The sequence below is a fragment of the Streptomyces sp. MS06 genome (assembly GCF_047200655.1).
In the GTDB taxonomy this organism is placed as follows: Bacteria; Actinomycetota; Actinomycetes; order Streptomycetales; family Streptomycetaceae; genus Streptomyces.
The window spans coordinates 29,620-56,450 of record NZ_JBJZOJ010000009.1 but is presented as its reverse complement, the minus strand read 5'-3'; the positions used below and the strand labels follow the sequence as shown (position 1 = coordinate 56,450).

General features: G+C 74.1%; 21 protein-coding genes. 5 read left to right on the top strand and 16 right to left on the bottom strand.

Annotated elements, in window-relative coordinates; all coding sequences use genetic code 11:
• The 8 genes from ftsW to rsmH form a co-directional block, all read right to left on the bottom strand.
• Positions 1-1,395, bottom strand: a complete 1,395-nt coding sequence (ftsW, locus tag ACL02U_RS06575) for a putative lipid II flippase FtsW (RefSeq protein ID WP_412789691.1) — start codon at positions 1,393-1,395, stop codon at positions 1-3.
• Between the two features lie 109 nt (positions 1,396-1,504).
• A complete protein-coding gene (murD, locus tag ACL02U_RS06570; RefSeq protein ID WP_412789690.1) occupies positions 1,505-2,989 on the bottom strand; it encodes a UDP-N-acetylmuramoyl-L-alanine--D-glutamate ligase in 1,485 nt (494 codons plus the stop codon).
• Positions 2,971-4,041: a phospho-N-acetylmuramoyl-pentapeptide-transferase gene (gene mraY / locus ACL02U_RS06565; protein ID WP_412789767.1), complete on the bottom strand. Its 1,071-nt coding sequence runs from the start codon at positions 4,039-4,041 to the stop codon at positions 2,971-2,973. Before mraY ends, murD begins: the two co-directional genes overlap by 19 nt.
• Complete coding sequence (locus ACL02U_RS06560) at positions 4,041-5,456, bottom strand: UDP-N-acetylmuramoyl-tripeptide--D-alanyl-D-alanine ligase (protein ID WP_412789689.1); 1,416 nt, start codon at positions 5,454-5,456, stop codon at positions 4,041-4,043. The genes mraY and ACL02U_RS06560 overlap by 1 nt, the downstream gene beginning before the upstream one ends.
• A 4-nt stretch (positions 5,457-5,460) precedes the next feature.
• Positions 5,461-6,987, bottom strand: coding sequence for a UDP-N-acetylmuramoyl-L-alanyl-D-glutamate--2,6-diaminopimelate ligase (locus tag ACL02U_RS06555; RefSeq protein WP_412789766.1), 1,527 nt, complete (start codon positions 6,985-6,987; stop codon positions 5,461-5,463).
• A gap of 234 nt (positions 6,988-7,221) precedes the next feature.
• A complete protein-coding gene (locus ACL02U_RS06550) occupies positions 7,222-9,204 on the bottom strand; it encodes a peptidoglycan D,D-transpeptidase FtsI family protein (RefSeq protein WP_412789688.1) in 1,983 nt (660 codons plus the stop codon).
• A 5-nt stretch (positions 9,205-9,209) separates the two neighbouring features.
• The gene (locus tag ACL02U_RS06545; protein WP_412789687.1) at positions 9,210-9,788 is read right to left on the bottom strand and encodes a septum formation initiator family protein; all 579 of its coding nucleotides are present in this window, start codon (positions 9,786-9,788) and stop codon (positions 9,210-9,212) included.
• Positions 9,789-9,861: 73 nt separating this feature from the next.
• A complete protein-coding gene (gene rsmH / locus ACL02U_RS06540) occupies positions 9,862-10,818 on the bottom strand; it encodes a 16S rRNA (cytosine(1402)-N(4))-methyltransferase RsmH (protein WP_412789686.1) in 957 nt (318 codons plus the stop codon).
• A gap of 815 nt (positions 10,819-11,633) precedes the next feature.
• On the opposite strand from rsmH, the gene ACL02U_RS06535 reads away from it, so the two are divergent.
• From ACL02U_RS06535 to ACL02U_RS06525, 3 genes are read left to right on the top strand one after another with little or no spacing between them, the layout of a single operon-like run.
• A complete protein-coding gene (locus ACL02U_RS06535) occupies positions 11,634-12,704 on the top strand; it encodes an AAA family ATPase (protein ID WP_412789685.1) in 1,071 nt (356 codons plus the stop codon).
• A complete protein-coding gene (locus tag ACL02U_RS06530; RefSeq protein ID WP_412789684.1) occupies positions 12,704-14,074 on the top strand; it encodes a DUF58 domain-containing protein in 1,371 nt (456 codons plus the stop codon). The genes ACL02U_RS06535 and ACL02U_RS06530 overlap by 1 nt, the downstream gene beginning before the upstream one ends.
• Entirely contained in the window at positions 14,074-16,569 is a 2,496-nt protein-coding gene (locus ACL02U_RS06525; RefSeq protein WP_412789765.1) for a DUF3488 and DUF4129 domain-containing transglutaminase family protein, read from the top strand. Before ACL02U_RS06530 ends, ACL02U_RS06525 begins: the two co-directional genes overlap by 1 nt.
• Positions 16,570-16,906: 337 nt before the next feature.
• On the opposite strand, the gene ACL02U_RS06520 is transcribed toward ACL02U_RS06525, so the two are convergent.
• The 3 genes from ACL02U_RS06520 to ACL02U_RS06510 all read right to left on the bottom strand — a co-directional run bounded on the left by ACL02U_RS06520 (position 16,907) and on the right by ACL02U_RS06510 (position 19,199).
• Complete coding sequence (locus tag ACL02U_RS06520) at positions 16,907-17,323, bottom strand: DUF3040 domain-containing protein (RefSeq protein WP_412789683.1); 417 nt, start codon at positions 17,321-17,323, stop codon at positions 16,907-16,909.
• A 279-nt stretch (positions 17,324-17,602) separates the two neighbouring features.
• The gene (locus tag ACL02U_RS06515; protein WP_412789682.1) at positions 17,603-18,430 is read right to left on the bottom strand and encodes a methyltransferase; all 828 of its coding nucleotides are present in this window, start codon (positions 18,428-18,430) and stop codon (positions 17,603-17,605) included.
• Between the two features lie 181 nt (positions 18,431-18,611).
• Complete coding sequence (locus ACL02U_RS06510) at positions 18,612-19,199, bottom strand: SAV_6107 family HEPN domain-containing protein (RefSeq protein WP_412789681.1); 588 nt, start codon at positions 19,197-19,199, stop codon at positions 18,612-18,614.
• A 309-nt stretch (positions 19,200-19,508) separates the two neighbouring features.
• On the opposite strand from ACL02U_RS06510, the gene ACL02U_RS06505 reads away from it, so the two are divergent.
• On the top strand, positions 19,509-20,135 hold the full coding sequence (locus ACL02U_RS06505; RefSeq protein ID WP_412789680.1) for a TetR/AcrR family transcriptional regulator: 627 nt from the start codon (positions 19,509-19,511) through the stop codon (positions 20,133-20,135).
• 407 nt (positions 20,136-20,542) lie between these two features.
• Positions 20,543-22,084 carry a phytoene desaturase family protein gene (locus tag ACL02U_RS06500; RefSeq protein WP_412789679.1) on the top strand — a complete coding sequence of 514 codons (1,542 nt, stop codon included), beginning with the start codon at positions 20,543-20,545 and terminating at the stop codon, positions 22,082-22,084.
• A gap of 84 nt (positions 22,085-22,168) precedes the next feature.
• On the opposite strand, the gene ACL02U_RS06495 is transcribed toward ACL02U_RS06500, so the two are convergent.
• The 5 genes from ACL02U_RS06495 to ACL02U_RS06475 form a co-directional block, all read right to left on the bottom strand.
• Positions 22,169-23,176, bottom strand: coding sequence for a hypothetical protein (locus tag ACL02U_RS06495; RefSeq protein WP_412789678.1), 1,008 nt, complete (start codon positions 23,174-23,176; stop codon positions 22,169-22,171).
• 56 nt (positions 23,177-23,232) lie between these two features.
• Positions 23,233-24,156: a methylenetetrahydrofolate reductase [NAD(P)H] gene (gene metF, locus ACL02U_RS06490; protein WP_412789677.1), complete on the bottom strand. Its 924-nt coding sequence runs from the start codon at positions 24,154-24,156 to the stop codon at positions 23,233-23,235.
• Between the two features lie 213 nt (positions 24,157-24,369).
• Positions 24,370-25,035 carry a thiamine phosphate synthase gene (gene thiE, locus ACL02U_RS06485; protein WP_412789676.1) on the bottom strand — a complete coding sequence of 222 codons (666 nt, stop codon included), beginning with the start codon at positions 25,033-25,035 and terminating at the stop codon, positions 24,370-24,372.
• Between the two features lie 133 nt (positions 25,036-25,168).
• Complete coding sequence (locus ACL02U_RS06480) at positions 25,169-25,534, bottom strand: Rv2175c family DNA-binding protein (RefSeq protein WP_412789675.1); 366 nt, start codon at positions 25,532-25,534, stop codon at positions 25,169-25,171.
• Positions 25,535-25,613: 79 nt separating this feature from the next.
• Positions 25,614-26,813 (bottom strand): NAD(P)/FAD-dependent oxidoreductase, encoded by a 1,200-nt coding sequence (locus ACL02U_RS06475; RefSeq protein ID WP_412789764.1) that lies wholly within the window; start codon positions 26,811-26,813, stop codon positions 25,614-25,616.
• Positions 26,814-26,831 lie beyond the last annotated feature (18 nt).

The window sequence follows — 26,831 nt, the reverse complement described above, 5'->3', positions numbered from 1 at the left end:
TCACCGCTCTCCGGACGGACGCGCCACCGAGGCGCGCCGTCGCATCGTGTTCCGTCTCCGGGGACCCCGGCCGGTCGCCCGGTCGGACGTCCGGCCGGACGCGGAGCCCCCGGCCCCCCGCTTTCTACCAAAGCGAGGTTGCCGCACCGCGAGCGCCGCCCGCGCAGCGGGCTCGTCGCGCGCGAAGGCGATGAGCAGCCCGATGGCGAACATGGTCGGCAGCAGGGCGGACCCCCCGTAGGAGAACAGCGGGAGCGGGACTCCGGCGATCGGCAGCAGACCGAGCACCGCACCGATGTTGATCACTGCCTGCGCGGTGATCCAGGTGGTCACGCCTCCCGCGGCATACCTCACGAAGGGGTCCTCCGTGCAGCCGGCCACGCGGATACCCGCATAGCCTAGAGCCGCGAAGAGGGCGAGGACCGACAGCGTCCCCGCCAGCCCCAGCTCCTCACCGGTGACGGCGAAGATGAAGTCGGTGTGGGCCTCGGGGAGTTGCCCCCATTTCTCCACACTCGCCCCGAGTCCGGAGCCGAAGATCCCGCCGGAGGCGAGGGCGTAGATTCCGTGCACGGCCTGCCAGCAGTCGGAGGCGCCGGAACGGGGCTCGGTGGCACCGATGCAGGCGAGCCGGGCCATCCGGTTGGGACTGGTCCTGATCAGCACCACGACGATCACGGCGGCGACCGAGAGCACCCCGCCGAACAGCCGGGTCGGGGCACCCGCCAGCCACAGCAGCCCGAACAGGATCGCCGTCAGCACGATCGCGGTGCCCATGTCCCCGCCGAGCATGATCAGCCCCAGCAGCATGAAGGCGGCGGGCACCAGCGGGACCAGCATGTGCTTCCACTGCGTCAGCAGCTTCCGGTCCTGCTTGCGGGCCAGCAGGTCGGCCCCCCACAGCACGAGCGCCAGCTTCCCGAACTCGCTGGGCTGGAGCATGAAGGGGCCGCCCAGCGAGATCCAGTTCTGGTTGCCGTGGATCGCGACCCCTATCCCCGGCACCTGCACCAGCACCATCAGGAAGACGGCGCCGGCCAGGATCGGGTAGGCCAGCGCCCGGTGCAGCCTCACCGGCATGCGGGAGGCGGCCCAGAGCAGCCCGGCGCCGATCGCGGCGGCCAGCAACTGCTTGCGGAAGAAGTAGGAGCCGGGCAGCGACATCTGCAGGGCGGTGATCTGGGAGGCCGAGTAGACCATCACCAGCCCCAGCACGGTGATCAGCAGGCTGCCGCCGAGGATCAGGTAGTAGGCGGTCAGCGGCCGGTCCCAGGCCCTGTGGGCGCGGAGGTAGGCCCGCAGCACGGGGTTGTCGCGCCCGGGGCGCGCCGCGGGGGGCCTGCCGCCGCGCACCGCCCGCTGCGCGGGAGGCCGGCCGGTCCGGCTACCGGGCATCGGCGCTCACCGCCTCGCCGGCGGCGCGCCGCCGGCCGGACCACAGCCACATCCGAGTCACGCGTCCCTCCCAGGGTCCCGGAGCAGGGGTCGCGGCCGGAACCCGCCGTCAGGCGCCCGCGACGAGGCCGCGGACGGCCTCCGCGAACGCGTCACCGCGCTTGTTGTAGTTGGCGAACATGTCCATGGAGGCACAGGCCGGGGCGAGCAGCACCGTGTCGCCGGGCCGCGCGAGCCGCCGGGCCTCCTGGACGGCCTGGAGCATCGCACCAGTGTCGGTCCGGTCGAGGTCGACCACGGGTACCTGCGGCGCGTGTCGCGCGAGCGCTTCCCGGATCAGGGCGCGGTCCGCGCCGATGAGGACGGCGCCGCGGAGCCGTCCGGCCGAGGCGGCGGCCAGCTCGTCGAAGGTGGCCCCCTTGGCCAGTCCGCCGGCGATCCACACGATGGAGTCGTACGCCGCCAACGAGGCGGCGGCCGCGTGGGTGTTGGTGGCCTTGGAGTCGTCGATCCAGGCCACCCCGTCGACGTCGGCGACGTGCGCGATGCGGTGGGCGTCCGGGGTGAAGTTCCGCAGTCCGTCCCGCACGGCGGCCGGGGGCACCCCGAACGCGCGCGCCAGGGCGGCCGCGGCCAGGGCGTTGGCGATGTTGTGCGGTACGGGCGGGCGGACGTCGGAGACCTCGGCGAGTTCCTGGGCGTTTCGCTGCCGGTCCTCCACGAACGCGCGGTCGACGAGGATGCCGTCGACCACGCCGAGTTGGGAGGGGGCCGGGGTGCCGAGGGTGAAGCCGACCGCCCGGCAGCCCTCCTCGACGTCCGCCTCGCGGACCAGGTCCTCGGTGGCCCGGTCGGCGGCGTTGTACACGCAGGCGACCCGGTTGCCGTGGTAGACGCGGCCCTTGTCGCGGGCGTAGGCCGCCATGGAGCCGTGCCAGTCGAGGTGGTCGGGTGCGAGGTTGAGGACGGCTGCGGAGTGCGCGCGCAGCGAGGGCGCCCAGTGCAGCTGGTAGCTGGAGAGTTCCACGGCGAGGACGTCGTAGGTCTCCTCGCCGAGCACCGCGTCCAGCAGTGAGACGCCGATGTTGCCGACCGCGGCGGTGCGCAGGCCGGCCGCGGCGAGGATCGAGGCGAGCATCCGGACGGTGCTGGTCTTGCCGTTGGTCCCGGTCACGCACAGCCAGGGTGCGGCGTCCGGTCCGCGCAGCCGCCAGGCCAGTTCCACGTCCCCCCAGACCGGGACGCCGGCCTTCTCCGCGGCGGCGAACAGCGGCTTGTCGGGCTTCCAGCCGGGCGCGGTGACGATCAGGTCGGTGCCCTCGGGCAGGGTGTCGCCGTCGCCGAGGCGGACGGTGACGCCGAGCGCCTCCAGCTCGGCCGCCTGCGTCCGGGCGCGCGCGTCGTCGCCGTCGTTGACGACGGTGACGCGTGCGCCGAGCCCGTGCAGCGCCCTGGCCGCCGGGACGCCGGAGACGCCGAGACCGGCGACGGTGACGTGCTTGCCCGGGAAGGCGTAGGGCTGCGGGGACGCCGGGGGTCCGGGAGTCGCCGAGGGGTCCGAGGGCACCGAGGAGGTCACTTGTCCGCTGCCCATCCCGCGTAGAAGAGGCCGAGTCCGACGATCACGCAGATGCCCTGGATGATCCAGAAGCGGACCACCACGAGCACCTCGGACCAGCCCTTGAGTTCGAAGTGGTGCTGGAGCGGCGCCATCCGGAACACCCGCTTGCCGGTGAGCCGGAAGGAGCCGACCTGGATGACCACCGACATGGTGATCAGCACGAACAGGCCGCCCATGATGGCCACCAGCAGCTCCGTGCGCGAGCAGATGGCCAGGCCGGTGAGGACACCGCCGAGGGCGAGTGAGCCGGTGTCCCCCATGAAGATCTTCGCCGGGGAGGTGTTCCACCACAGGAAGCCGAGGCAGGCGCCCATCAGCGCGGAGGCGACGACGGCGAGGTCGAGTGGGTCGCGCACCTCGTAGCAGGCGTTCGGGTTGGTCAGGGTCAGCGCGTTGGCGCAGGACTCCTGGAACTGCCAGACGCCGATGAAGGTGTAGGCGCCGAAGACGAGCACCGAGGCGCCGGTGGCCAGTCCGTCGAGGCCGTCGGTGAGGTTCACGCCGTTGGACATCGCCAGGATCATGAACAGGGCCCAGACGACGAACAGCACCGGGCCGATGGTCCAGCCGAAGTCGGTGATGAACGACAGCTTCGTGGAGGCCGGGGTGTTGCCCCGGGCGTCCTGGAACTGCAGCGCCAGCACGGCGAAGGCGATGCCGACGGTGAGCTGGCCCGCCATCTTCGCCTTGGCGCGCAGGCCGAGCGAGCGCCGCTTGACGATCTTGATGTAGTCGTCGAGGAAGCCGACCAGGCCCATGCCGACCATGAGCCCGAGGACGAGCAGCCCGGAGTAGGTCGGCGGGTAGCCGGTGATGACCTTGGACAGGAAGTACGCGGCCACCGTGGCCAGGATGAAGGCGATGCCGCCCATCGTCGGGGTGCCGCGCTTGCTGGCGTGCTCGCGCGGCCCGTCGTCCCGGATGTACTGGCCGTAGCCCTTGCGGGCGAGGAGTTTGATCAGCAGCGGGGTGCCGACCAGGGTCAGGAAGAGGCCGATGACTCCCGAGAACAGGATCTGCTTCATCATCGGGCGGCGACCTCACCCTCGGTACCGGTCGGGAGGAGCGCCGCGGCGACGCTCTCCAGACCGACCGAACGGGACGCCTTCACCAGGACCACGTCCCCCGGGCGCAACTCGCTTCGCAACAGGTCGATCGCCCCCTGCGCGTCGGACACGTGCACCGACTCCTCACCCCACGAACCCTCGTTGTAGGCGCCCAGTTGCAGCCAGGAGGCTTCCCTGCCCCCCACCGCGACGAGCTTGCTGACGTTGAGTCGGACGGCGAGCCGTCCGACCGCGTCGTGCTCGGCGAGCGCCTCGTCCCCGAGCTCGGCCATCTTGCCGAGCACCGCCCACGTACGGCGCCCCTTGCCCATGGCCACCAGGGCTCGCAGGGCGGCCCGCATGGACTCGGGGTTCGCGTTGTAGGCGTCGTTGACGACCGTCACGCCGTCCGGGCGCTCGGTGACCTCCATGCGCCAGCGGGAGAGGGAGCCCGCCCCGGAGAGCGCGGTGGCGATCTCTTCCGCGGACATGCCCAGCTCATGGGCGACGGCGGCCGCGGCGAGCGCGTTCGACACGTGGTGCTCACCGTACAGGCGCAGGGTCACGTCGGATGCACCGGAGGGTGTGTGAAGTCTGAAGGCGGGCTGTCCGCTGTCCGTGAGTCGCACGTTCTCGCCGCGAACGTCCGCTTCGTCGGACTCGCCGAAGAGGACCACCTTCGCCTTCGTTCGGGAGGCCATGGCCCGCACCAGGTGGTCGTCGGCGTTGAGGACCGCGACCCCGCCCTCCTCGGCCGGGGGAAGCGACTCGACGAGCTCGCCCTTCGCCAGGGCGATCTGCTCGCGGCCGCCGAACTCGCCGATGTGCGCGCTGCCGACGTTGAGGACGACGCCGATCCGGGGCGGGGTGAGGCCGGTCAGGTACCGGATGTGGCCGATTCCGCGGGCCCCCATCTCCAGTACCAGGAAGCCGGTCTCCTCGGTGGCGCTGAGCGCGGTCAGCGGCAGCCCGATCTCGTTGTTGAACGAGCCGGGCGTCCACACGGTCGGCGCCCTGTGCTGGAGGACCTGGGCGATCAGGTCCTTGGTACTGGTCTTGCCCGCCGAGCCGGTGAGGGCGACGAGGGTCGCGCCGAGCCGTTCGACGACGTGCCGGGCGAGCGCGCCGAGGGCCTCCTGCACGTCGTCGACGACGATCGCGGGCACGCCGACCGGGCGCGAGGCCAGGACGGCCACCGCTCCCGCCTCGACCACGGCCGGCGCGAAATCGTGTCCGTCCACCCGCTCGCCGACGAAGGCGACGAACAGGGTGCCGGGCTCCACCTCGCGGGAGTCCCGGACGACCGGTCCGGTGACCTGCACCGACGGATCCGGTATGTCATGGGTCTGCCCGCCGACGACTGTGGCGATCTCGGCGAGAGAGAGGGCGATCACAAGTTCATCCCTGGGTCTTCTGGATAGCTTCGCGAAGTACCTGGCGGTCGTCGAAGGGACGGACCACCCCGGCGATGTCCTGGCCCTGCTCGTGGCCCTTGCCGGCGACCAGCACGGTGTCCCCGGGCAGTGCGCGGTCGACGGCCGCGGCGATCGCGGCGGCCCGGTCCTCGAACAGCAGGACCTCACCGCGTTCGTGCGCGGGGACGGAGGCCGCGCCCTGCAGCATGGTGGCGAGGATCGCGAGCGGATCCTCGGAGCGGGGGTTGTCGGACGTGAGGACGGCGATGTCGGCGAGCCGCGCGGCCGCGGCGCCCATCGGGACGCGTTTGGTGATGTCGCGGTCGCCGCCGCAGCCGAGCACGATGTGCACCCGACCCTTGGTGATCTTGCGCAGGGCCTTGAGCACCGACTCGACGGCGTCGGTCTTGTGGGCGTAGTCGACCACCGCGAGATAGGACTGCCCGGCGTCCACCAGCTCCAGGCGGCCCGGCACCCCCGGTACGGCGGCGATGCCGTCGGCGGCGGCCTGCGGGTCGAGGCCGGCGGCGGCGAGGGCGACGAGAGCGGCGAGGGTGTTCGCCACGTTGAAGGGGCCCGGGATCGGCGATTTGGCGGTGATGCGCTCGCCGTGCGGACCGATGGCGGTGAACGTCGAGTCCAGCGGGCCGACCTCGACGTCCTCGGCCCGCCAGTCCGCGTCGGGGTGGCCCTCGGCGGAGTACGTGACGACCGGGACGGTCGCCTCCTTGGCGAGGCGCCGGCCGTAGTCGTCGTCGATGTTCACCACTCCGCGCCTGCTGCGCAGCGGGGTGAAGAGCTGGGCCTTGGCCTGGAAGTAGTCCTCCATGTCGGAGTGGAAGTCCATGTGCTCCGGGCTGAGGTTGGTGAAGACCGCGACGTCGAACACGCAGCCGTCGACCCGCCCGAGCACGAGGGCGTGGCTGGAGACCTCCATGGCGACCGCCTCGACGCCCCGTTCGCGCATGACGGCGAACAGGGCCTGCAGGTCGGTCGCTTCGGGGGTGGTCCGCTCCGACTTGATGCGCTCGTCGCCGATGCGCATCTCCACCGTGCCGATCAGCCCGGTGGACTTCGCGGTCCGCAGTCCGCCCTCGACGAGGTAGGCGGTGGTGGTCTTGCCGGAGGTGCCGGTGATGCCGAGCTGGAGCAGCTCGCGGCCGGGGTGTCCGTAGAGGGTGGCGGCCAGTTCGCCCATGCGCCCTCGGGGGTCGTCCACCACCAGCACCGGCAGCCCCGCTGCCCTCGCGCGTTCGGCGCCGGTCGGGTCGGTGAGCACGGCGACCGCGCCGAGGCCGGCGGCCTGGGTGACGAAGTCGGCGCCGTGCACGCGCGCGCCGGGCAGGGCCGCGTACAGGTCGCCGGGGCGGACGGCGCGCGAGTCATGGGTGATGCCCGTGACCTCGGCGGCGCTCTGCGGGTTCTCGGGCGCGGTGCCCAGCTGATCGGCGAGCTCCGCGAGGGGTGTGGCGGAGACCTGAGCCGGTCGCGGCGGTCCCGGGTATGTCACGGACGCGCCCTTCTGGGTGGTTGCGGACTGATCGGCGGTTGGCACGGCGGTGAGCGTACCGGGCGCACCGGCCTGCGGGCGAAGCGAGGGGCCGGGCGGGAGCTGGCTCCCCGCGTCTGGGGTGATCATGGTCACGGAGGTTCCTGGCGATGGCGCTGAGCGGTCGGTGGGCAGTGGGTGTGTCGGTGGTCGCGGCGGTCTGGGCAGGGGCGGCGGTGCCGGGCTCGGTGCCGGTCACGGCTTGAATTCGACCGGCAGGTTCGCGGGGGCGGCACCGGTGGGCGGCACCTGGAGCGTCTTCAGAGCGAACTCCATCACCTGCTTGAAGATGGGTCCACAGATCTGACCGCCGAAGTAGCTTCCCTTGGTGGCGTTCTGGATGGCGCAGTAGACGGTGACGCGCGGTTTGTCGGCGGGGGCGAAGCCGGCGAAGGACGAGGTGTAGCCGTGGTACCTGCCGGTGGCCGGATCCACGCGGTTGGCGGTGCCGGTCTTGCCCGCCACGCGGTAGCCGGGGATGCGGGCCCGTTTGCCGGTGCCCTGCTCGTCGTCCACGACGGACTCCAGCATCCGGGCCAGCTCCGTGGCGGTCTTCTCGCTGACCACCCGGCTCTTCTTCGGCTGCGCGGCGGGGGTGAAGCGCCCGTCGGGCCCCGTGGTGCCGCGCACCAGGGTCGGCTCGACGCGGACGCCGCCGTTGGCGATCGTCGAGTAGACGGACGCGGCCTGCAGGGCGTTGATGGAGAAGCCCTGGCCGAAGGGGATCGTGAACTGCTGGGAGGTGGACCACTTCCCGGGCTCGGCGAGGATGCCGTCGGTCTCGCCCGGGAAGTGCAGCCCGGAGGCGCCGCCGATGCCGAACCTGCGCAGGTAGGAGTAGAGCACCCGGTCGGCCTCGGCCTGCGTACCGCCGAGTTGGCCGGTCGCCATGATGGTGCCGATGTTGGACGACTTGGCGAGGACGCCGTTGAGGGTGAGGTACCAGGTCTTGTGGTCGATGTCGTCCTGGAAGAGGCGGTCGCCGCGGTGCAGCCGGTTGGGCACGGTGAGGTGGGTGAGCGGGGTGGCCGCGTTCTCCTCCAGCACGGCGGCCATCGACATCACCTTGGCCGTGGAGCCGGGCTCGTAGGCGTCCTGGAGGGCGGGGTTGCCGAGCGCGGAGGGGTCGGCGTGGGCCAGGTCGTTCGGGTCGAAGCCGGGCGCGTCGGCGAGGGCGAGGATCTCGCCGGTGCGGGTGTCCTGCACGACGACGTAGCCCCGGTCCGCCTTCGACTTCCTCACCTGCGCGCTGATGGCGTTCTGGGCGGCCCACTGGATGTCGCGGTCGAGGGTGAGGCGGATGTCGCTGCCGGGCACGGCGGGCGTCTCGGTGGAGCCCGCGGTGGGCACCTGCAGTCCGCCGGACTGGGCGTAGCGGATCCTGCCGTCCTTGCCGGCGAGGAGCCGGTTCATCTGGAGTTCGAGGCCGCCGCCGCCCCGGCCGTCGGCGTTGACCCAGCCCAGGGTCCCGGCGGCGAGGTCGCCGCCCGGGTAGATCCGCTTGGTGCTGGGGTCGGCGAAGACCCCGGCCAGCACGTTGACGGTGGAGCGGTCGGCGCGGGCCTTCTTGGCGAGTCCGGCCTTGAGGTCCTTGATCTGCGTCCACACCTGGGGGGTGCGGCTGCGGGCGAGCCGGACGTAGCGCAGCTTCTCGTTCTCGGGCCGGAGCTTCTCGACGAGCGCCGCCTGGTCCTGGCCGAGGATCGGGGCGAGCAGGGCGGCCGCCTGCTCCGGCCCGTCGTCGATCTTGAGCTGCTTGCGGGTGAACATCGTGGGATCCGCGGTGATGTCGTAGGCGTCGACGCTGGTCGCGAGAGCCACGCCGGAGCGGTCGGTGATCTCGCCGCGTTCGGCCGCCAGGGTGTGCACCACGTACCGGTTCTGCTCGGCCTTGGCCGCGTACGTGCTCGCGTCGACCGCCTGGACCTGCAGCAGCCGCACCACGAAGGCAGTCATGACCAGGGTCAGCGCGAGACCGACCATCCGCAGCCGGGGCCGGGGGCGGCCCAGTCTGAGGGTCCGCGGTCCGGCCGGCCGCACCGGGCGGGGCGGCCGGGCCGGGCGCCGTACGGGCCTGGCGCCGGGGCCGGGCCGGCGCTGCGCCCCGCCGCCGCGGGCGGGGCGGGCCGGACCGGGTACGCGGCGGCGGGGCGGTTGCCTGCCGGAACTGTCGACCACTTCCGTCACCTGCCGGGGGGTGTCGTCGGGGCGGGGGAGGCCGGGGAACCCGACGGGGCCGGCGAGGCCGACGGAGCCGGGGAGCCCGACGGGGCGGCCGGGTCGGACGGGGAGCCGGTGGCGGGCGGGAACGTGGTGGAGGTGCCGGGCGCTGAGGGGGCCGCGGTGGCGGTGGGCATCGCCTCGGGGGCCAGGACCAGCGGCCGGTCCGCCGCCGCGGCCGGCGAGGGCACTCCCCTGACGGTGCCGTCGGGGTCCAGGAAGGCCGGGTCGCCCCCGGGCACCATGCCGAGTTCCCGGGCGCGGATCCGCAGCGCCTCGGGCGCGGAGTAGGCGTCCACGTCCCGCTGCAGCGCCTGCTCCTCGTCGGTGAGGGCCTTGGTGTCCCGCTGCAGGTCGCCCAGCGCGAAGGAGCCCTCGCTGAGGGCGGAGTTCAGCATCAGCAGTCCGATGAGCCCGCCGCCGAGGAGCAGCACGACGAGCACCACGAACGGGGTGCGGGCCGCCCGCCCCGGACCGGTGGCGACGGGCAGGAGGCGGGCCAGCCGGGCCGCGCGCCCCTTCGGTTCCGCTGTCCTGCTCACTGCCCCTCCCCGCGCTTCGGTGCTCCGGGCCGTGCGCGGTCACCCGCCCGCCGGCGCCGTGCCGCCGCCCGCCTCACGCCACGTCCTCCCTGATGCGCTCGGCCCCGCGCAGCCGTGCCGGGGCCGCCCTCCGGTTCTCGGCGATCTCCTCCTCACCGGGAAGTTCGGCACCGCGGGTCAGCAGCTTGAGCCGGGGCTGGTAGCGCTCGGGGACGACCGGGAGGCCGGGCGGCGCGGTGGTCGCGGCGCCGGCCGCGAAGACCTGCTTGACCAGCCGGTCCTCCAGCGAGTGGTACGACAGGACGGCGATCCGCCCGCCCACGTCGAGTGCCTTCACCGCGGCCGGGACCGCCCGTTCCAGCACCGCGAGCTCGCCGTTGACCTCGATGCGCAGCGCCTGGAAGGTCCGTTTGGCGGGGTTGCCACCGGTGCGTTTGGCGGCCTGCGGCAGCGCGTCCCGGATCAGCTCGACCAGCCGGGCGCTCTGCGCGAACGGCTCCTTCTCCCGCTCGCGCACGATCGCGGCGACGATCCGCTTCGCCTGCTTCTCCTCGCCGTACGCGCGCAGGATGCGCACCAGTTCGCCCGGCGGGTAGGTGTTGAGGACCTCGGCGGCGCTGAGGCCGGACGTCTGGTCCATCCGCATGTCCAGCGGCGCGTCCTGTGCGTAGGCGAAGCCGCGGTCGGCCTCGTCGAGTTGCATGGAGGACACTCCGAGGTCGAACAGCACGCCCTGCACGCGCGGGACGCCGAGCCGGTGGAGGACGTCGGGGAGTTCGTCGTAGACGGCGTGCACCAGGGTGGCGCGTGCGCCGAAGGGTGCGAGCCGCTCGCCGGACAGGCGCAGCGCCTCCTTGTCCCGGTCCAGGGCGACCAGCCGCGCCTCGGGGAAGCGGGTGAGCAGGGCCTCGCTGTGGCCGCCGAGGCCGAGCGTGCAGTCGACGACCACCGCCCCGGGGCGGTCCAGCGCGGGCGCCAGCAGGTCCAGACACCGCTGGAGCATCACCGGGACGTGTCGGCTCTCGGTCAAGGCGTCCTCTCAGGTCCGGCACGGACCGTGCGCACCGCCGGGTCCCCACCCGCTCGGGAAGGGGAGGCCGACCGGCGCCTCTGGGCGTTGGCCGACCGGGAGCGGGAGGAGGCCGGGCCGTACGCACGCACCGCGCGCGTGGGAGATCTCCGGACAGCACGCCGGGGTCCTGCGGGGGTGGTCCTACGGGGTTTCCGTCCAGCAGGGAGGCCCTTGCCTCCCGCTTCGCGTCACTTTAGTCCACGCCGCCGCGCGGTCAATCAACCGGCCTGCGCGTCGCGCGTGAGCGTGGCCGCGGCACGTCGGGTCCGGGTCGATCACCCGTACGGCGGAACTCGGACCACTCGTGTGGCTTACCTCACACGGTGTGCGTGATGACACGCTTTTCCCCTCCCGCGGTGCGACCGGATCGCCGGTGACCAGTAACGTCATCGGCGTGACGGCTCCCGCACCGGCTTCCGCGGGGCCCGCCCGGTGACGCGCTGCGGGAGATCGGCGCGGGGTGACCGGAGCCCGGGGCCCGGACACGGCGCCGGTCCGAATCGTCCGCCGGCCGGGGTACCCGGGCGGCGCAGGCAGGCGGTGCCGGGCGGGCGCCTGTGGGGCGACTTGACGGCGCGAGGACATGAGAGAAAGTCGTAAGACCTGACATATCGGGGTCAGTTGTCCACAGGCGAGTGACACGAATCGGTAACGGCAGCAAGAATGCGGGGTGTGGCGTCACACGGAGTTCTTCACGTGTGGTTCCGCGGGATGGGCCGGTTTCGCGCCACAGAGCGCCGGCCCGATGAAAGTGACGGGCCGAGGAGGGCCGGGTGACGACCTATGACGAGCAGGCGAGCCATGGGGGTGCCCCCGACCGAACGTACGCGGGGGCGAGGGAGGACCTGACCGCGACCGCGGAACGGGTCCGCAGTTCGGTGGAGAGGGTGATCGAGGGCAAGCCGGAGGTCGTACGCCTCACCCTGACCGTTCTGCTCGCCGAGGGGCACCTGCTGATCGAGGACGTGCCCGGCGTCGGCAAGACGATGCTGGCCAAGGCGCTGGCCCGGTCCATCGACTGCTCGGTGCGGCGCATCCAGTTCACGCCCGACCTGCTGCCCTCGGACATCACCGGCGTGTCCATCTGGGACCAGCAGCGCCGCGACTTCGAGTTCAAGCCGGGCGCGATCTTCGCGCAGATCGTCATCGGCGACGAGATCAACCGGGCCTCGCCCAAGACGCAGTCCGCGCTGCTGGAGTCCATGGAGGAGCGCCAGGTCACCATCGACGGGCAGACCTACGAGCTGCCCGACCCGTTCATGGTGGTGGCCACGCAGAACCCGGTCGAGATGGAGGGCACCTACCCGCTGCCCGAGGCCCAGCGCGACCGGTTCATGGCCCGCGTCTCCATCGGCTACCCCAGCGCGGAGGCCGAACTGCAGATGCTGGACGTGCACGGCGGGGTGAGCCCGCTCGACGACCTCCAGCCGGTGGCCCACGCACACGACGTCGTGAAACTGGTCGAGGCGGTGCGCGCGGTCCACGTCGCGGACACCGTCCGCCGGTACGCGGTGGACCTGGTGGCCGCCACCCGCACCCACCCGGACCTCAGACTCGGCGCGTCTCCCCGCGCGACCCTGCACCTGTTGCGTGCGGCCAAGGCCACCGCCGCCCTCAGCGGCCGGGAGTACGCGCTGCCGGACGACGTGCAGTCCCTCGCCGTGGCCGTACTGGCCCACCGCCTGCTGCCCACCGCGCAGGCCCAGCTGAACCGCCGCACCTCGGAGCAGGTCGTGCAGGAGATCATCCAGCACACCCCGGTGCCGTCGGCGCCCCAGCAGCACGCCCTCGGCCTCGGCGGCTCCGCCTCGGCCTACCCGCAGCGGCCGCCCCGGAGGCCGTGATGAGCGCCGGCGGCACCGGGCGGGGGGAGGCCGACCGGGGGGAGAAGGGCGGCGTCCGCACCGTGCTGGCCGGGCTGACCACGCGCGGCCGCTCCTTCCTGGCCGCCGGCCTCGCCGCCGCCGTGTGCGCGTACGTCCTGGGACAGCCGGACCTGCTGCGGGTGGGGCTGCTGCTGGCGGTGCTGCCGCTGGTGTGCGCGGCGGTGCTGCACCGCACCCGCTACCGGGTGGCCGCGAGCCGCCGCCTCTCCCCCGGCCGGGTGCCGGCCGGCAGCGAGGCCCGGGTCCAGCTCCGGATGGACAACGTCTCCCGGCTGCCCACCGGGCTGCTGATGCTCCAGGACCGGGTGCCGTACGTGCTCGGCCCGCGTCCCCGTTTCGTGCTGGACCGGGTGGAGGCGGGCGGCCGCCGGGAGGTGTCCTACCGGGTCCGCTCCGACCTGCGCGGCCGCTACCCGCTGGGCCCGCTGCAGCTCCGGCTGTCGGATCCGTTCGGCATGTGCGAGCTGACCCGCTCCTTCTCCGCGCACGACACCCTCACCGTCATCCCGCGCGTGCAGGCGCTGCCGCCGGTCCGGCTCACCGGGGAGGCGAAGGGGTACGGCGACGGGCGGCAGCGCGCGCTGGCGCTGGCCGGCGAGGACGACGTGGTGCCGCGCGGCTACCGCTACGGCGACGACCTGCGCCGCGTGCACTGGCGTTCCACCGCGCGCTACGGCGAGCTGATGGTGCGCCGGGAGGAGCAGCCGCAGCGCTCCCGCTGCACCGTCCTGCTCGACACCCGCGGCACCGCCTTCCACGGCGCCGGGCCGGACTCGGCCTTCGAGTGGGCGGTGGCGGGCGCCGCGTCGGTGCTGGTGCACATGCTGGAGCGGGGTTTCTCCGTGCGGCTGCTGACCGACACCGGCAGCTCGGTCCCCGGTGAGGGCGCCGACGGCTTCGCGGGCGCCAGCCAGGAGTCGGCCGACGCGGCCGGCATGATGATGGACACCCTCGCGGTGATCGGCCACTCCGACGGCACCGGCCTGTCGCGGGCCTACGACGTGCTGCGCGGCGGGAACGAGGGACTGCTGGTGGCGTTCTTCGGCGATCTGGACGAGGAGCAGGCGGCGGTGGCCGCCCCGATGCGGCAGCGCAGCGGGGCGGCCATCGCCTTCCTCCTGGACAGCGACGACTGGGGGCGGGAGACCGACACCGTGCCGGGGCCCGCGAACCGGACCGCGGAGCGGCTGCGGATGCTGCGGGAGGCGGGCTGGACGGCCCTGAGCGTGCCGCGGGGAACACCGTTGGAGGCGTTGTGGCGCCAGGCCGACCACGAGCGCACCGGCGCACCGGCGGCCGGGGGCGCGGGCAGGACGGAGACACGATGATCAGCACCCGGGCCCGGCTGGCCCTGTGGGCCTGGGCGGCCACGCTGATGACGGCGTGCGCGCTGCTGCCGCTGGTCGACCCGGCGACCTGGATCGTGCAGGCGGCGATGCTGCTGGCCGTCCAGTCCGGGGTGGGGGTGCTGCTGCGGCGGGTGCCGCTGGCCCGGCCGCTGACCGTGGCCGCGCAGTCCCTGGTCGCCCTGCTGCTGCTCACGCTGCTGTTCGCCCGGCAGCAGGCAGTCGCCGGCTTCGTCCCCGGGCCGGAGGCCTTCCAGCACTTCGCCGACCTGCTGCAGCAGGGGTCCGACGATGTCGCGCGGTACGCGATCCCGGCGCCGCTGGAGTCCGACGGCATCCGCCTGATGGTCGTCGGCGGTGTGCTGGTGGTCGGGCTGCTGGTGGACGCCCTCGCGGTGACCTTCCGCAGCGCCGCCCCGGCCGGTCTGCCGCTGCTGGCGCTGTACTCGGTCGCGGCGGGCCTCTCCGACGGCTCCGCCGACTGGCTGTGGTTCCTGTTCGCCGCGACCGGCTATCTGATGCTGCTCCTCGCCGAGGGACGCGAGCGGCTGTCGCAGTGGGGCCGGGTCTTCGGCGGCGCCCCGCGCACACCCGGTGGGCAGCCCCGGCCGCTGGCGCCGGTGCGCACCGGCCGGCGTATCGGTGCGGTGGCGCTCGGCGTCGCCCTCGTGGTGCCCCTGCTGCCGCTGCCCGCGATACAGGACGGCCTGCTGGGCAGGGGGAGCGGCGTCGGGTCGGGCACCGGGGACGGCGGCACGATCTCCGCGGTGAACCCGCTGGTGTCGCTGCGGGACAGCCTGAACGTCGACGAGGACCGCACGGTCATGGTGCTGCGCACCTCCTCGGACAACCTGTCGGACATGTACCTGCGGATCGTGTCGTTGGACGAGTTCGACGGGACGACCTGGAAGCCGGGCAAGCGGCAGATCACCGCCGTGCCGGACCAGCTGCCCACGCCGCCGGGCCTGTCCGCGGACATCCCGCGCTCCGAGGTCCGCACCCGCATCTCGGCGGCGGACTGGTACGCCCAGGACTGGCTGCCGATGCCGTACCCGCCCAGCTCGGTGAGCGTCCGGGGGAACTGGCGGTACGAGCCGGTCGGCATGGCCCTGGTCGGCGACCACGGGCAGACCACCCGGGGTGCGACGTACGAGGTGACGAGCCTGGACGTGCGCCCGACGGCCGAGCAGCTCGCCTCCGCGCCGAAGGCGCCCGAGAGCATCCGCGACCCGTACACCCGGGTACCGGACTCGCTGCCGGCGGTGGTCGCGCGCACCGCCCGTGAGGTGACCAGGGGGGCCACCACCGACTACGACCGGGCCGTGGCCCTGCAGGACTACTTCGCCGTCAACGGCGGGTTCCAGTACGACACGGAGGTGGAGGTCGGCAGCGGTCCCGACGCGATCGCGAGGTTCCTGCGGGACAAGCAGGGCTTCTGCGTCCACTTCTCCTTCGCGATGGCGGCGATGGCCCGCACGCTGGGGATCCCCGCCCGGGTCGCGGTGGGTTTCGCACCGGGCTCCCCGCAGGCGGACGGCACCGTCGCGGTGGGGCTGAAGGACGCGCACGCCTGGCCCGAGCTGTACTTCGAGGGCGTCGGCTGGACCCGTTTCGAGCCGACCCCGAACCGCGGCACGACCCCCTCGTACACCATGCCGGACATTCCGGGCAGCAGTGTTCCGGACGTGCCGCGGTCCACCCAGTCGGCGGGGGTGGGCCCGTCCGCCTCGGCGTCGTCCGGGGCGGGCTGCTCGGTGCAGGACAAGAAGCTGGACGCCTGTTCCGGTGCCGTGCCGGCGGGCCAGGCGCAGCGGGACGGCGCGGCACCGCCGTGGTGGCAGTTGCTCGGCTGGTCCCTGCTGGGACTGGGGCTGCTGGCCCTTCCCCTGCTGCCGATGCTGTGGCGGCTCCGGCGGCGGTCGGTACGGCTGGCCTCCGCGCGGCACGCGCCGGGCGGCCGGCCGGGCCGGCGCGGGGAGCGTGCCGAGGAGCCCGGCGCGCAGGCGCCGGAGGTGACCGTCCGGGAGGCCGGGGCCGCGCCGCCGCCGGACGCGCGGGCGGCCGCGGGGCATGTCCTCGCGGTGTGGCGGGAGCTGATCGACACGGCCTGGGACTACGGCATCCCGCCGGACGAGGCGCTGACCCCGCGCGGGACGGCGGCGCGGATCGTCCGGCTGGGGCGCCTCCAGGAGCCGGTCGCGGCTTCGGTGCACCGGGTGGCCGGGGCGGTGGAGCAGGTGCTGTACGCGCCCCGTCCGCGTGCCGAGGCGGGGCTGGCGGACGAGGTGCGCCGGCTCCGCGCGGCGCTGAGGTCCGGAGTCGGCTGGTCGACGCGGGTCCGCGCGGTGGTGGCGCCGCGTTCGGCCGTTCGGGCGCTCTGGGACGCCGCGGACCGCTGGACCGCGCTGCGGACGCGCTGGGCGGGCCGCTGGACGGCGCTGGTGCTGCGGAGGCCCTCCGGCCAGCGGTCGGGGTGACGCGCTCCGGTGGTCATGCCCGGCGCCGGGGGTGACCACCGGACAGGACCGGTGCCGGGCGTGTCCGGTGCCAGGCGTGTCCGGTGCCAGGCGTGTGGGTTGCCGAGGGCCGCTCCCGCCGAGCCCTCCGGCGGGTCTGCTGCCGGCTCCCCCACCGGTGCTTCCGCTCGGGCCGGGCCGGGGCGGGCCGGGGCGGAGCCCTCGGAACCACCCGTTCGACCGGTGCACGCCCGAGAGGGCCGGTGCACGCCCGAGGGGGGTGACCACCGGAGCGGTGGTCACCCCCCTCGGGGACGGTGTCCTGGGTGGGCTGTCGTCTCAGGGACTGGGAGGGCGGTCAGTGACCGTCCCGCTCGTCGCGGCGCCGCTGCCAGCGCTGCTCGATCCGGTCCATCACGGAACGCTTGGGACGGCTCTGGCGCCGCGGCTGAGCGGCGCTGCCGGTGCCAGTGCCGGTGCCGGTGCCGGTCTGTTCGCCCGGCTTGGGCGCCTTGCGCCAGCCGGTCACCGCGAGCACCGCACAGCCCAGCATGACCAGGAAACCGACCACGCTGAGCCACACCTGCTTGGCGACCATTCCGGCCATGAGAAGCGCGATACCCACGAGGAAGCCCGCGACCGCCTGGTAGACCCGCCGCCGGGTGTACGTACGCAGCCCGCTTCCCTCGAGCGCCGACGCGAACTTGGGATCTTCGGCGTACAGCGCTCGCTCCATCTGCTCGAGCATGCGCTGCTCGTGCTCCGAGAGCGGCACGGAGTCCTCCTCATCGTGCAGTCGCCGGGGCGACCCGGGGGGTCCCTTCAGGATAGGCAGGGAATCGCCCCCGTGAAACCCGCCCCTCTACGCCAATTGGCCAACCGGGATCCGCCATGGGCGTGCCGGCTCGCTGAGGCTTCCATTCCCCGGCGGCCGACCCGTCATGCCGGGCGGTCTCCCCCGATCATACGGCGCGTGCACCCCGAACGGAGGTCCTGTGGCGCAGTCCATGCCCCGCCCCGGCCCTGATCAGCGGGGGGCGGCCCGGGTTGCGCGTCAGGCCCGTGCCTGCTCCCCGGTCCCGGCCAGTACGTGGATCTGGGTGGCGACCGAATGGAAGGCCGGGAGTTCGGCGGCGGCCTCCTCCAGTTTGAGCAGCGCCTCCAGCGCGCCGGGCTCGGTGTCCACCAGCACACCGGGGACGAGGTCGGCGAAGACGCGCACCCCGTGCACGGCCCGGACGCGCAGTCCGGCGCCCTCGACCAGGGTGGTGAGCTGGTCGGTGGTGAAGCGGCGCGGCATCGGGTCGCCGTCCCCCCAGCGGCCGTCCGGGTCCTGCAGGGCCTGCCTGGCCTCGGTGAAGTGGCCGGCGAGCGCGCGGGCGAGCACGGCTCCCCCGAGTCCGGCGGCGAGCAGGCTGAGCACGCCGTCCGGGCGCAGCGCGGCGACGGCGTTGCGGACTCCCTCGGCGGGGTCGTCGACGTACTCCAGGACGCCGTGGCACAGCACCACGTCGTGGCCGCCGCGCTCCACGACGTCGAAGAGGCCGTGCACATCGCCCTGCACGCCCCGCACCCGGTCGGCGACGCCGGCCTCGGCGGCGCGGCGCTCCAGTGCGAAGAGGGCGTTGGGACTGGGGTCGACGACGGTGACGCGGTGCCCGAGCCGGGCGGCCGGCACCGCGAACCGCCCGCTGCCGCCTCCGGTGTCCAGGACGTCCAGCACCGGGCGGCCGGTGGCCTTCACGCGCTGTTCCAGGGCGTCCTGGAGGACCTCCCAGACCACTGCGGTGCGCAGCGAGGCGCGGGGGCGGGAGGGGTCGGAGCGCAGAGACGCCTGCGGTGGCTGGTGGTGCGGGGCTGGCGGGCGCATCGGGTCCGACACGGCAGTTGACTCCTCGGCGCGGCACCGCCGCTTGCCCGGCGGCGCGATCGACGGGCCTGCCCGTCCCGGGGCGGGCGGGGCAAGGCTTCAGGCGCTCTCCACCCTATTGCCTTCGGCGCGGTGCCCGGTCATCGCGGTGGGCGGCGACCGGGTGGCCGCCCAGCCTGCGCCCGGTGGACGCTCAGCCGACGTCCGGCATGCCGTCGCGGGACGCCGGCAGATCGCTGCGGCGGGCCGGGCCGGGGTCCGGCTCCGGGGTGTCCCGGCGGGGCTGCGGGAGGGCCGGCTGGAGCGTGAGCATGCGTTCCACCAGGCGGATGAACATCGCCACGTCGCGTATCAGGTCGTCGGCGTCCCGGCGGCGGGCGGCACCCCGGATGCCCGCCTCGGCCCGGGCGCGGCGCCCGGCCCCGGAGGCGAACAGCGCGCTCCACTCGGTGAGTTCCGGGGCGATCTCGGGCAGCACCTCCCAGGCGCTGCGAATCCTGGCCCGCCTGCGGGCGGTGGGCTCCGGCCGCCCCCGCGCGGCCAGGACCGCGGCGGCGGTGCGCAGGGCGGCGAGGTGGGCCGCGGCGTAGCGCTCGTTCGGGGTGTCCAGGACGGTGGCCTCGTCGAGTCCGGCGCGGGCCTGGGCGAGCAGGTCGAGGGCGGCGGGCGGGGCCGAGGAGCGGCGCAGCACCGGGTGGACGTCGCCCGCCGGGCCGGCCGGTGAGGGTGCAGGGCCGCCGGCGCGCCGCCCGTGGGCGGCCGCAGCACGGGAGCTGGCCATGACGAACCTCCTGTCGTCTGGGTGACGGCGGGCCCGGTCACCGGGTGCCGTATGCCCTCATCGTGGGGTATGGCACTGACAATCCGTTCCGACCTGGGCTTTTACCGGGACCGGAGCGCACGGCAGGGCCCGGGGCCGGCCGTCCGGTCCGGACCTCCCGCGGGCCGGTCCCGCCGTCCGCGACCGGCCCGCGGACCGGTGGATCCCGCTCCGGCCGGCGGACGGGGCGGACGGGTGTGCCCCGGATCGGCCGCATCCGGAGCCGGACCGGCCCCCGCGCAGGCACGTGTTCCTGTGAGAATCGGGACCATGGACAGCGTCACCACGCCGGGCGGCCGCTCCCGCCGCGAGGCCACCCGCCGGAAGCTCTACGAGGCGGCAGTCACCCTCATGGCGGAGCAGGGGTTCTCCGCCACCACGGTGGACGAGATCGCCGAACGGGCGGGGGTCGCGAAGGGCACCGTCTACTACAACTTCGCGAGCAAGTCGGTCCTCTTCGAGGAGTTGCTGCGGCACGGCGTGGGGCTGCTCACCGCCTCCCTGACCAGAGCGGCGGAGGAGACCGCGCGGCAGGGTGGCGGCAGGGTGGCCGCCCTGGACGCGATGATCCGTGCGGGACTGGTCTTCATCGACCGCTACCCGGCCTTCACCCAGCTGTACGTGGCCGAACTGTGGCGGACCAACCGGGCCTGGCAGTCCACCCTGATGGTGGTCCGCCAGGAGGCGGTCGCCGTCGTCGAGGGGGTGCTGCGCGAGGGGGTGGCGAGCGGTGAGTTCAGCGAGGAGATCGACATCCCGCTGACCGCGGCCGCGCTGGTCGGCATGGTGCTGGTGGCGGCACTGGACTGGAAGGCCTTCCAGCCGGAGCGGTCCCTGGACGACGTGCACGCGGCGCTGTCCCGGCTGCTCCAGGGGCGGGTGAGCGGCGACCGCTGAGCGGGGCGGGACGGGAAGGCGCCGGCCCGCGGTGGCCGTGGGCCACCCCGGTACCGGCACTTCCTCCCCGTGCCCCGTGCGTTCCCCCGGTGGGGAGCCCCCGTTTCGCGGTCGTCCCCCGGGATCCCCCCGTGTCTCGCTCCCGCCGGCCACGGCCGGCGGAAGGAGCGGATCGGGGGCGGCCGCGTTCCGGCGCCCCGTGTCGCCGGTACCCGGGCCGTACCCCTTCCCCGTGTCTCCACTCTCTCGTTCCCGCAGGTGGAGGCCCATCCGCGCGGCTACTCATCTCGGCGTCTAGGTACGGGTACTCACCGATGCGCGCTCGTCCCCAGCCGGCCCGGTGCGGCCCTCGGGCGGACGCCCCGGCGCGTGGCGGGGGTGTCGGCGGCGGCGGATAGAGTCGCGGCATGGCACGGATTGCGGTGATCGGCGCCGGGATGGGCGCGATGGCGGCCGCTGCCCGGCTGGCCGTCGCGGGCCACCGGGTGGCGGTGTACGAGCGGACGGAGACGTACGGCGGGGCGGTGCGCCGCTTCGAACGGGACGGCTTCCGCTTCGACACCGGTCCGGGCCTGCTGCCGCTGCCCGCGGTCTGGCGCGACCTGTTCGTCAAGACCGGCAGGGAGCCGCTGGAGCACTGCGTCGATCTGGTCCAGGTGGACCCGTCCGAACGGCATCTGTTCGCCGACGGTACGGCGGTGTCCCTGCCGAACGCCTCGCGGGCGGGCGTCGTCGCCGCCCTGGAGGAGGCGCTGGGCGCGGGCGCCGGGCAGCGCTGGGGGGATTTCCTGGTCCGGGCCAGGGAGGCCTGGGACCGCACCCGCCGCCCGCTGCTGGAGGAGCCCCTCTGGCCGAACTGGGAGGTGCTGGCGGAGCGCGAGCCCTATCCGGCGCTCGCCCGGCGGCGGCTGCTGCGCACCCGCCGGGCCGCCACGCTCGCCGAGGTGGGCGCCCTGGAACTGCGCGACCCCCGGCTGGCCGCCCTGCTGGAGGGCCACGCGCTGGCCCACGGGCTCGATCCGCGCGCCGTCCCGGCGAGCGCGGCCGTGCTGCCGTACCTGGAGCACGCCTTCGGCCTCTGGTACGTGCGCGGCGGCCTGCGCGAGCTGGCGCGTGCCGTGCACGAGCGGTGCACGGCACGCGGGGTGGCCTTCGCCTTCGGTGCCGAGGTCACCGAGATCGTGGAGAAGGACGGGCGGGCCTCGGGCGTGGGGCTGGCGGACGGTTCGGTGGCCGAGGCGGACGTCGTCGTCGCCGGCGTCGCGCCCGAGGTGCTGGAGAGGCTGGCGAGGGGCTCGGCGGTGCGCGGTCCGGGCGAGGTGCCGGCCGGGCGCGGGGCGCCGAGCCGGCTGACGGTGCTGCTGGCGCTGCGCGGGGGGCGTCCGCGGGACGCGGTGCATCGCACGGTGGTGCACACCCAAAACCGGGCTGCGGAGCTGGGGGCGCTGTTCGGCTCCCCCGCGGGGATGCCGACGGACCCGACCGTCACGGTGCTGCGGCCCGACGACCCGGCGACGGCCCCGGACGGCGACCACGAGGCGGTCGTGCTGGCGTCACCGCTGCCCGCCGGGGCCGCGGACGGCGGGGCGGGCGTGCCGGCGGCCGGGGGCCTGACCGGGCGGGAGGCCCTCGATGTGCAGGCGGACCGGATGACGGAGGCCGCCGAGCGTGCCGTGCCCGGCCTGCGGGACCGGGTCCTGTGGCGGGAGCTGCGCACTCCGGCCGCCGTCGCCGAGGCGACGGGCGCACCGGGCGGGGGGATCCCCGCCCCCGCGCTGGCTGCGGGCGGCGGAGGCCTGCTGCACCCCGGGAACGCCACCGGCCTGCCGGGCCTGTACCGGGTCGGCGGCTGGTCCCATCCGGGCGGCGGGCTGCCGCATGCGGGAATGTCCGGGGCGCTGGTCGCCGGTCTCGTCGTGGAGGGTCCGGAGTTCCGCGGCTCGCGGTGACGCGGCCCGCGCCGGATCAGAACCCCCGCCGAATCAGTACCCGCACCGGATCAGAAGCCGCGCCGGATCAGAAGCCGCGCGGGATCAGAAACGGTACTGCTGCTCGTCGTAGCCGGCGCCGCCCTGGGTGCCGCCACCCTGGGTTCCGTCGCCCTGGGTGCCGTCGCCCTGCTGGTAGGGGTACTGCTGCTCCTGCGGGTAGCCGCCGGCGTAGGGGTCGCCGTCGGTGGCGCGCTGCTGGGGGACCCACACCCCCTCGGCGGGGGTCTCCGCGTAGCCGCCGGTGTACTGCTCCTGGCCGTAGGCCTGCTGCCCGTATCCGCCGTCGTAGGTGCCTTCGTAGCCGCTGCCGTAGCCCTGGCTGCCGATGTAGGGGTCGGAGTAGGCGGCGTACTGCTGCTGGCCGGAGGCGTCGTAGCCGTACTGGCCGTAGCCGGTGTACCCGTCGTAGCCGTAGTTCTGGTCGGTGCTGTGGGCGGCGGCCGCGTACTGGTCCTGGGGTTGGGCGGCGGCCGCGTACTGGTCCTGCGGCTGGGCGGCGGCGTACCCGGTGTCGCCGTAGACGCCGTAGGAGCCGGTGTCCTCCGGCATCGGCTCGGGCTCGTAGACCGCGGTGGTCTCGGCGGCCGACGGGCCGGCGGGGCGGACCGGGGTGAACACGTCGTCGTGGTCGTCGGCCTGGTCGTAGGAGTCTCCGTCGGCGGTGTGGGCGCCGGGGGCGGCCGCCTGGTCCGCGTACTCCTGCTCCGGGTCGTCCGTGCCGGGCTGGTACGGCGCCTGCTCCTCGTCGTCGTGCTCCGGCGTGCCGCGGCGCCGGGGCCCGTCCTCGGCGCCCCGGCGGCTGACCGCCCAGCCGGCCGCGAAGCCGCGCCGGAACGACAGGGTGACGTAGGTCTGGCCGACCGCGAAGGCGGCCGCGCCGAGACCGATGACGACGACGGACGCGATGAGCACTCCGAGGACCACGCCGAGGAAGCCGGTGAAGGCGAGCAGCCGCCAGCGCAGTCGCGCCTTGTACTGCAGCAGGACCTCGCCGAGCAGCCACAGCGCGACGCCGCCGAACGCGATGTAGAGGACCGCCGTCCAGCTCATGTACGCCCCTCTCCCTGTGGCCGCTGTGCAGTGTGTCGTACGGCAGTGCGACCGGTCTAGGCCCGCGGGGGATGGTGCAGGCCCAGGTTCTCGTAAATTTCCAGCGTCGCCGTGGAGTTGTTGAGTGTGATGAAGTGCAGCCCCGGAACCCCTTCGGCCAGGAGGCGTGCACAGAACTCGGTGGCGAACTCGATTCCCATGGAGCGTACAGCGGCGGGATCGTCTTTCGCTGTGAGGATCCGCTCTTTCAGGCTGTCGGGGAAGGCGGCGGTGCTCAGTTTGGGCAGTCGCTCCAGCATCCGGACACTGGTCACCGGCAGGATCTCCGGGATGACCGGCGTGTCGCAGCCGGCCGCCGCGACCTCGTCGCGCAGCCTGAGGTACGTCTCCGGGTGAAAGAACATCTGCGTGATGGCGTAGTCGGCACCGGCCCGGCACTTGGCGACGAAGTGGCGGACGTCGGTCTCCCAGTCGGCGGAGCGCGGGTGCATCTCCGGGAAGGCGGCGACGCCGACGCAGAAGTCCCCCGACTCCTTGATGAGCCGGACGAGTTCGGCCGCGTAGGTCAGTCCCTGCGGGTGCGGCACCCAGTCGCCCATCGGGTCGCCGGGCGGGTCGCCGCGGACCGCGAGCATGTTGCGGATCCCGGCGTCGGCGTACTGGCCGATGATGTTCCGCAGTTCGGCGACGGAGTGGTCGACGGCGGTGAGGTGGGCGACCGGGGTGAGCGTGGTGTCGACCACGATCTGCTGGGTCTCCTTGACCGTGGTGGCCCGGGTCGAGCCGCCCGCGCCGTAGGTCACGGAGACGAAGTCGGGAGCGACCGCCTCCACCCGGCGGAGCGCGTTCCACAGGTTCTTCTCGCCCTTCGGCGTCTTGGGCGCGTAGAACTCGAACGAGTAGGTCGCCTTTCCGGTGGCGAGCATCTCGCGCACGGTCCGCGCGCGATCAGTCCTGGTGGATGCGGTTCCGAGGGCCATACCGGCAGGTTAACCAGGGGTAGGCGGTCCCCCAACCGGAGCACGGGTATTTGCCCGAAAAGTCGGCCTGTTGTCCACCCCTTGGACATACGTCCCCCGAAGCACGGGGAAACGGGCGCCGCACGGCGCCGGGCACCGCGGCCACCGCGGCCACCGCGGCCACCGCGGCCACCGCGGCCACCGCGCAGGATCTTCGCGATACCCCAGGCCGAGCTAGAGGACCGCCTCCCGCAGCCGCTCCGCGAACCGGGCCGCCGCCTTCCCCGGGTCGTCCGCCTCGGTGAGCGCCCGCACCACGACCACCCGGCGGGCACCGGCCCGCAGCACCTCGTCGAGGTTGCCCGGGTCGATACCGCCGATGGCGAACCAGGGGCGGTCGGTGCCCAGGCCCGCGGTGTACCGGACCAGGTCCAGGCCGGGGGCGGGGCGGCCCGGCTTGGTGGGGGTCGGCCAGCAGGGGCCGGTGCAGAAGTAGTCCACACCGTCCTGCACGGCGGCCGCCGCGGCCTCCGCCTCGGAGTGCGTGGAGCGGCCGACGAGGGCCTCCCCGCCCAGGATCCTGCGGGCGGCCGGCACCGGCAGGTCGCCCTGGCCCAGGTGGAGCACGTCGGCGCCGGCGGCGTGGGCGACGTCCGCGCGGTCGTTCACCGCGAGCAGCCGGCCGTGCCGGGCGCAGGCCTCGGCGAAGACCTTCAGGTACTCCAGTTCCTCGGCGGCTTCCATGCCCTTGTCGCGCAGTTGCACGATGTCCACGCCGCCCGCCAGTACCGCGTCCAGGAACTCCGGAAGGTCGCCCTGGCGCCTGCGGGCGTCGGTGCACAGGTAGAGCCGGGCGTCGGCGAGGCGGGCGGTGGCGGCGGTGGCGGCCTTGTCTGACATGGGTGGTTCCCCCGTGGTGGGTGCCGGGTCGGCGGCGTACGGGCCGCGACGGGGCGCGGCGGACGGCGGCCGCGGCGCAGGCCGCGGCCCGTACGCCGGACGGTGTGCGGATGGGCGGTGGGGCGGGTGCGGGTCAGACGGCGAGCGCCTGAGCGCGGCGCTTCACCTCCGTGCCGCGGTTCTCGCCGAGCGCCTGCGCGGGGGTGCCGGGCAGGCTCGGGTCGGGAGTGAACAGCCACTCCAGCATTTCCTCGACCGTGAAGCCGTCGTCCCGCAGCAGGGTCAGGGTCCCGGACAGGCCCTTGACGACCTTGTCCCCGTCGATGAAGGCGGCGGGGACGTGGAGCGCCCGGTTCTCGCCCCGGCGTACGGCGATGAGCTGGCCCTCCTTGACGAGCTGCCGCACGCGCGTCACCTCGACGCCGAACTGTTCGGCGATGTCGGGGAGGGTGAGCCAGCCGGGGACGAGAGCATCGGTCTTAGCGTCAATCTCGGTCACATGACCAAGCCTGCCATCTGGCACCGACAGTCGGTAGTCAGCCCCGGCCGCGGCGGCCGCGCCGGTGGGGCCGCCGCGGTCAGCCGACGGTGGCCGCCTTCAGCGGTCTGGCCGGGTCGGCGAGCAGTTCGGGGTCCATCGCGGTGCCCGCGCCGATCAGCCGGCGCCCCTGGGCCAGGTCCCGCGGACGGCCGACGGCCAGCAGGGCGACCAGCCTCCCCTCACGCAGCCAGCACACCGTCCACGCCGGCCCGGAGGGGGCGCCCCGCCAGACGGTGCGGTCGGCACGGGCGTGGTGCCCGGCGTACTGCACGAAGCGGCCGAACTGCTCGGACCAGAAGTACGGCACCGGGTCGTAGACCGCGTCGGGCTGCCCGGTGGCCGAGCCGACGATGTTCGCGGCGACCACGCGCGGGCCCTGGAGGGCGTTGTCCCAGTGGTGGACCAGCAGGCGCTCCCCGTAGCGGGCGGACGGGAAGGAGGCGCAGTCGCCGACGGCGTACACGTCGGATGCGGAGGTGCGCAGGTGGGCGTCGGCGACCACCTCGCCGCGGGCGCCGAGCTCGACGCCGGAACCGGCCAGCCAGCCGGTCGCGGGCCGGGCTCCGACGCCGACGACGACGGCGCCCGCGGGGATCCGGGTGCCGTCGTCGAGCACCACCGCCCCGGGCTCGACGTGCTCGACGCGGGCGTGCGTGCGCAGCACGGCCCCGCTGTCGGCGTACCAGGCGGCCATCGGGGCGGCGACCTCTGCCGGCAGGGTCCCGGCGAGCGGCCGGTCCGCGGCCTCGACCACGGTGACCGCGCAGCCGGCCTCGCGGGCCGCGGTGGCGAACTCGGCGCCGATCCAGCCGGCGCCGACGACGACGATGTCGTGCTGGCGGGCGAGGACGGGCCGCAGTCGTTCGGCGTCGTCGAGGGTGCGCAGCAGGTGCACCCCGGGTACGCCGTCCGTGCCGGGCAGCCGGATCGGCTCCGCGCCGGTGGCCAGGACGAGGACGTCGTAGGGCACGGGCCCGGCGGCGGTGTCCAGTTCGTGGTCGCCCGGGCGCAGGCCCAGCACCTCCCGGCCGAGCTCCAGCCCGATGCCGAGTCCGTCGAAGTCGACGTCGAAGGCGGAGTGCTCGGCGGTGCCGAGCAGGACCGCCTTGGACAGCGGGGGCCGGTCGTAGGGCTGGTGGGGTTCGGCTCCCACCAGGGTCACCGAGCCGGTGAACCCGTGCTCGCGCAGTGCGACCGCGGTCTGCACCCCGGCCATGCCGGCGCCGACCACGACCACCCGCCCCGCGGCCGGGGC